This is a genomic window from Coleofasciculus sp. LEGE 07092 (genome assembly GCF_015207375.1).
Lineage (GTDB): Bacteria > Cyanobacteriota > Cyanobacteriia > Cyanobacteriales > Coleofasciculaceae > LEGE-07092.
On sequence record NZ_JADEWY010000217.1, the window covers coordinates 1 to 6,051 of the forward strand.

Genomic DNA, 6,051 nt, shown 5'->3' on the forward strand with positions numbered 1-6,051 from the left:
CCTCTGCCCCAGCAACGACACCCACTTCACCAATTGCCTCAACCCAACCCAGTGCCGAACCATCTAAAAGTGGGACTTCTGAGCCGTCAATTTCAATTCGAGCATCATCAATGCCACTACCTGCCAGTGCAGCCAACAAGTGTTCTACCGTTCGCACTGTCGCTTCTGGGGATTGAGGATTAGAAGAATTTTCTTTAGTTTCCTTATCCCCATTCCCCAATTCTGTAGAAAGTGTTGTTCCCCCTACCGCCTCCACTCGTGCTGGAATAACAGGTGCTCCTGGTAGATCAACCCGGACAAAATAGCGTCCCTCGCCGCGAGAAGCTGGCATTACCTTCACAGTTGTCAAGATGCCGCTGTGTAATCCGATACCAGAACGTTCAAACGGAGATCTCAAGGTATAGTTTGTCATTTAGAATCGCTCACCAATTCCAAAATGGAGGCGGCTGTCACCTTCGTCATTAAAACCGTAATCCACGCGGATGGGACCGAGGGGGGACTGTACCCGAACTCCAATTCCGTAACCGAAACCTGTGCCGGGTTTATCGCGCACTACCGCAGGTTCACCGGGTACGTCGTCACCCGTACCCAAGTCGCTGGCAAAGTCCACAAATAGAGCACCGCCAATGAAGGAAAAAATAGGGAAACGGTATTCAGCCGTTGCCTGGATAAAACTACGTCCAGCCCCTACGTCTCCCTCTTCATAACCCCGCACTGAGTTACTGCCACCGAGGGAAAAGGCTTCGTAAGGTGGTAAGTCTCCAATCGCTGTACCAGCTTGAACGTTGAATGCCAGAGCTTCGGCACCTGCGGTGAAGTCGGTGAAGTCTACAGGAATGTAGTAACTGTAGCTTCCCCGCAGGCGACTCAGTAGGATGCTACCTTTGCCAATCGGCACCGTTTGTTCGAGTCCCAATCGCAGTAGAGAACCAGATGTAGGTCGTAGGGGACTGTTCCGGCGATCGCGCACAGCACCAAATTGCAAAGTAAATAGATCATCTTTGCCATCGCCACTGAAGCTTAAGTCATTGCCCAGTTCATCATCTGGACTGAGTTCGCCATCGGAATCACGGATAGAAACCCGTTGATATTCTAATCCTGCTGATGCTGTCCATTCTGAGCGAGTAAAGACATCTCTGGATAAAGGACGGGTAAAGTTAATGCCCCCCCCTGTACGCACCACACGCGGGCGATCGCCGTTGGGCAGTTCCACCTCTGGATCACCGCCATCAAAAATTAGGGAAATAGACCGCCGCCGGAAGGCATTTAGCGTGTAAGAAGTGCGATAGGGGTCGCCGGCAATCCAGGGGTCTGTAAAGCGAAGATCAAACAGTAAGGCTCGTTCGCCCAACTGAAATTCTGCCCCTAAGGTCTGATTGTTACCCCCTAAATTTTGCTGCTGATAGCTGACTGTACCAAACAGTCCGCTAGCCGAACTAATCCCGGCACCAGCAGCAAGGGAACCCGTATTTTTCTCAATGACATCCACAACCACAACGACTCGGCGTGGGTCAGTACCGGGGGCAAAGGATAGCCGTACATCGTCAAAAATCCCCAGACCAAAAACGCGCCGCAAATCCCGTTCCGCAGTCTGACGATTGAAGACATCACCGGGGTTTAACTGCATCTCCCGCGTAATGATAAAAGGACGGGTGCGACCACCCATCGCTTCATCCTGCTCGGTCAGCAGTTGAATGGGTTCTCCCTGTTCGTTGAGAATGGGGTCTCCATCTTCATCAAGAAAACGCACGGCAATGTCTTCAATCACCCCTTCTGCGATTGCCAAAGTCACAACACCATCATCAGTTACTTCTGAAGCGTCAATGACTTGAGCCAAGGCGTAGCCCTGCTCTTGATACCATTCGTTTAACTTTTGAATGCCTGCTTGCAAGTCGCGCAGGTTGAGAATTTCGCCATACTGGTCGTTGAAAATCTCATCAACCACTTCTTGAGGCAGCACCCGTTCTTCAGCTCCTGGAGGTACGGTGGAGACGTTAACCTGACGCAGTACGGGGTTAGGTTCTACAACAAAGGTAATCCGAACACCTAACGGGGTGTCTTCAGGTATTACATCCACACTTCTGAAGAAACCTGTGGCAAAAACCTCATTCACATCCTGCTGTAATTGAGAGCGGGTGGTTGCCAGTCCTGGTCGGGTTTCAATGGCTCGGAAAATTATGTCTTCCAGTTGATTTTGTGGACCCGTGTAGTCTTGGAAATCGATGGCAATTTCCGATACAAGTACGCGGGGTTCGGGCTCGTTAGGCTGCGGTGTCGGAGCTTGAGCCGTTGGAGATTCGATATTTGGCACGGTTGGCACCACAATCGTCTTGGCTCCAGCAGCCGTTGTTGTTGCGGGTTGAACCTCGTTTAACCGAGCCGAGCCAACTTCAACAGGAACAGCATCTTGGTTGACGTAAATCGGTTCAGAGGAAGAGGCTGAATCCGCCTCCGACATTGCCTCAGCCTCATTTGCTGTTTCAGTTGGCTCTGGATTGAGAGGAGTTGAGTTAACCGTTTGTCCGCAAGTCGGGCTAGATAAACCGATACTAGCAGTTGCGGCAAAAACTGCCGATAAAAGGGGAGATAAGCGCATTGTCCTCAGGTCTTTTGACACGTCCACACACCACATTGATTGCAAGGGAAATGATCCGCTTTTTGTCCGTTGTCTATTGTCCAATGTCTGCTGCTGCTTTTCACAATTGGCTCATTGAAGAGCTGGACTGACCGACAGATAGTTAGCCATCTGCATAACTCTACAGCTCAGTCATTGGTCATAGATAAAGGACAAAATACCAGGATTTCAACAAACTCGCTTAACTGTTTTTAGCTTGGGGATGATGCTGCTAATACTCGCTCTAGAACTTGCTGGTAGGCATCTTCTACATTCCCCAAATCGCGACGGAAGCGGTCTTTGTCCATGACTCGGCGGTCAGGGTCTGTCTCGGCTTGATTCCATAGACGGCAAGTATCGGGGCTAATTTCATCCGCTAAAAGTAACTGTTGATTGGAACTGATGCCAAACTCCAGTTTGAAGTCCACTAGAGTAATACCACAGCCCTCGAAAAAAGCTGTGAGTACCTGGTTGATTCGCAACGCTTGCTGCTGGAGATGGTCGAGCTGTTCCGGGGTTGCCAGTTCTAGAAGTAACAAGCGATCGCGAGTTAATAAGGGGTCTCCCAACTCGTCGTTCTTGAAATAGAATTCCACCAGTGGGTTCGGCAGCACTTTACCGATGGGCAACCCAGTTTGTTGACAGAGGCTACCAGCCGCAATGTTCCTGACGACGACCTCCAAAGGCAAGATTTCCACACGTTTAACCCGCATTTGGTTCGGTGTGGGTCGGTCTACGAAGTGAGTGGGAATCCCTTGGGCTTCGAGGAGTTGGAGCAATTGGCAGGAGATAGCACAGTTCATTTCCCCTTTGCCAGTAATCTGACCGCGCTTTTGGGCATTGAAGGCAGTGGCATCGTCTTTGAAGTGGGTTAGCAGAATTTCTGGGTCTTCGGTCGTATAAAGAATCTTGGCTTTGCCTTCGTAGAGTTTTTGCTGAACAGACATGAGCAGGATTTCCTCCGTAAAACTCTATCAATAACTCATCGCTGGTAACTGATTTAAGCAGGCACGTATCATATCACCCGAAGGAACGATTCACATTAGACGAACATTGAGCTATGCTGCTAGGTATACCATTACTTTGCCCACGCCAGTGTTTCACAGAGAAGTTAGGTGGGTAAAACGCGATCGCTTCATACCCATCAAGGCTGGCACCAAAAGGATTCCGTAAAACCACGGATGGCTAAGTAGCTTTACTTAAGTGAACATAGAGATAGCTATAAAAGGTATCAGGTTGGTAGTTAGTTAAAAGATTTTATAAGACAAGGAGATAACTATGACCGATCGAAGCGATTTTTTATATCCTCGCAGTCGTTATCACGGTGAAGTTAAGCCAGAAAACGTAGTTTTTAATGCAAATTTACAGGAATTTGCTCAACGAGTAAGCTATATTTGCAATTTAGAAACGGCGGGTAAAGTTGATACAGAAGAGGCATACACCCAAATCAAAGTTCTCTGGAAAAACTTAAGACGGAGCAAAGAAGAATTGGGAGTCGGACAAAATTCCTTTTGGCGTAAGGGTGGGGATGAAGAAAGAGACTAGAGGTTAAAAAAATAGTGGTTCTCAGTTGTATAGAATACAGCAAGCTGTATTAGCAATTTTCGTTAGTTATTTTTAAACTAAATTGTAAAGCTTTGGCAGTTTTCAACTATCAAATAATTGAGAATAATCACCCAATCGGATGAGTCAAACGGGTGAAGTCTGACTTCTCCGACCTGCTGTACTCTGAGAAGAGAAACAGTGCAAATATTTGTTGAATTGCTACCCCACGCAGCGATCGCTTCAGATGTGGATGTGCGTTCTACCATCGCAGTCTTTTAGAAACCCAGTCAAGCCAGACGCTCCTTAGAAGTCGATCGGTGATTTATAAGTAATAATAAGAAAAGTAACCATTCTTTACAAAGACGCCCCAGCTCGACCAGCAATAGAGAAACAACCGTGACTCAAACAGCCCCAGATCGAGACAAATCTCAGTTAAATGGAGCCAGCATTGCCGAGCCTGCTCCAATTGAGAAGGATGCAGCCTTATCTCCGCCTGCTCCAATTGAGCAAGATGCAACCTTATCTCCAATACCCGAAACCGATAAACCCCAACCGAATTGGCTCTCTGGAGGACGGGGGCTGTTCCTCGGCATCGGCATCGGTATCCTGCTGGCACTGGGCAGCACTCGCTTCCTGTCTTCTCAACAGGCAGAGGCTCCTCAAACTGAACCCCCAACTCCCTCATCCCCTGCCCCTAGTCAAAGCGTTACCGTTGCAGCAGTAGAAACTCAAGGCGTTAACCGCACTCTGGAAGCTACGGGCAGCGTTGAAGCGTTTGAGATGATTCCAGTCATGCCCCAGGCAACGGGTTTGCAGGTTCAGCAAGTGCTAGTTAAGGAAGGGCAATCGGTGAAAGCAGGACAGCTCATGGTGCGCCTAGATGATGCTGTTCTCCAGGCAGAGTTTAATCAAGCCCAAGCATCCGTTGCTCAAGCCGAAGCGCGTCTGGCAGAACTGCGGGCGGGTTCGCGGCAAGAGGAAATTGCTCGTGCTCAAGAAAGTGTTAGAAGCGCCAAAGCTGCAGTTCAAGAAGCCGAATCCGACTTAGAACTGGCAAGAAAACGGGTGGAACGCAACCGAACGCTACAAGCAGAAGGAGCAATTGCCCGCGATTACCTCGACGAAATCATCAACCAAGAACGCAGCAACCGCTCTCAACTCGAACAAGCCCAAGCCCGCCTGCGCGAAGCCCAACAACAACTTGCAGAACTAGAAGCAGGGCCTCGCCAAGAGGTTATTACTCAAGCCGAAGCCCAACTCGCACAAGCGAAAGCCCAAGTGCAGTCGCTGACAGCGCAATTAAAAGATACGCGGGTATTGGCTCCAGTGAGCGGCAAAGTAGCAGAACGTAATGCCCGTGTCGGTAATGTCAGTTCCTCATCCCAAGAACTATTCAAAATTATCGAAAACGGACGTTTAGAACTCATCGCCAACGTACCCGAAACCCAACTGCCGCAAATTACCCCCGGACAGAACGTGCAAATCACCTCTGACGCCGACAGCAACCTGCGCCTATCTGGGAAAGTGCGAGAAATTGACCCGATCGTTGATGAGAAGTCTCGTCAGGCAAAAGTCAAGATCGATTTACCCGCAACAGCATCATTGAAACCCGGAATGTTTTTACGGGCATCTATCACCACCTCAGCCGCCGAAGGTTTAACCATACCCGCTAAAGCAGTACTTCCTCAATCAGAAGGCAATCCAAGCGTTTACGTTTTGCAACCGGATAACACAGTCAAAGCCCAACCCATAGAAATGGGAGAAATGCTATCCAATGATCGCGTGGAAATCAAAAGCGGTTTATCCCCAGGCGATCGCGTCATCGTCAAAGGCGCTGCCTACCTCAAAGAAGGCGACAAAGTTGAAGTCGTAAACTAGCGGGGGTGCAGGGG

Annotated in this window: 6 protein-coding genes; 2 read left to right on the forward strand and 4 right to left on the reverse strand. The window is 49.2% G+C overall.

Features of this window, described 5'->3' with window-relative positions:
- The 3 genes from IQ257_RS28530 to purC form a co-directional block, all read right to left on the reverse strand.
- A partial coding sequence (locus tag IQ257_RS28530) for a UDP-3-O-acyl-N-acetylglucosamine deacetylase (protein WP_193933432.1) occupies positions 1-412 on the reverse strand: 412 nt, incomplete at its 3' end.
- The gene (locus IQ257_RS28535; protein ID WP_193881989.1) at positions 413-2,596 is read right to left on the reverse strand and encodes a BamA/TamA family outer membrane protein; all 2,184 of its coding nucleotides are present in this window, start codon (positions 2,594-2,596) and stop codon (positions 413-415) included. It lies immediately after the preceding gene.
- 230 nt (positions 2,597-2,826) lie between these two features.
- A complete protein-coding gene (gene purC, locus IQ257_RS28540) occupies positions 2,827-3,561 on the reverse strand; it encodes a phosphoribosylaminoimidazolesuccinocarboxamide synthase (RefSeq protein ID WP_193881986.1) in 735 nt (244 codons plus the stop codon).
- 331 nt (positions 3,562-3,892) lie between these two features.
- On the opposite strand from purC, the gene IQ257_RS28545 reads away from it, so the two are divergent.
- Positions 3,893-4,159 (forward strand): hypothetical protein, encoded by a 267-nt coding sequence (locus IQ257_RS28545; RefSeq protein WP_193881983.1) that lies wholly within the window; start codon positions 3,893-3,895, stop codon positions 4,157-4,159.
- Between the two features lie 77 nt (positions 4,160-4,236).
- Here IQ257_RS28545 and IQ257_RS28550 read toward each other — a convergent pair whose 3' ends face one another.
- A complete protein-coding gene (locus IQ257_RS28550) occupies positions 4,237-4,425 on the reverse strand; it encodes a hypothetical protein (RefSeq protein ID WP_193881981.1) in 189 nt (62 codons plus the stop codon).
- Positions 4,426-4,555: 130 nt separating this feature from the next.
- Here IQ257_RS28550 and IQ257_RS28555 point away from each other — a divergent pair, with 130 nt between their 5' ends.
- Positions 4,556-6,037 (forward strand): efflux RND transporter periplasmic adaptor subunit, encoded by a 1,482-nt coding sequence (locus tag IQ257_RS28555; RefSeq protein WP_193933434.1) that lies wholly within the window; start codon positions 4,556-4,558, stop codon positions 6,035-6,037.
- Positions 6,038-6,051 lie beyond the last annotated feature (14 nt).

Coding starts and splice junctions, on each gene's coding strand:
- IQ257_RS28535 (WP_193881989.1), bottom strand. CDS start 2,596: ATGCGCTTATCTCCCCTTTTATCGGCAGTTTTTGCCGCAACTGCTAGT.
- purC (WP_193881986.1), bottom strand. CDS start 3,561: ATGTCTGTTCAGCAAAAACTCTACGAAGGCAAAGCCAAGATTCTTTAT.
- IQ257_RS28545 (WP_193881983.1), top strand. CDS start 3,893: ATGACCGATCGAAGCGATTTTTTATATCCTCGCAGTCGTTATCACGGT.
- IQ257_RS28550 (WP_193881981.1), bottom strand. CDS start 4,425: ATGGTAGAACGCACATCCACATCTGAAGCGATCGCTGCGTGGGGTAGC.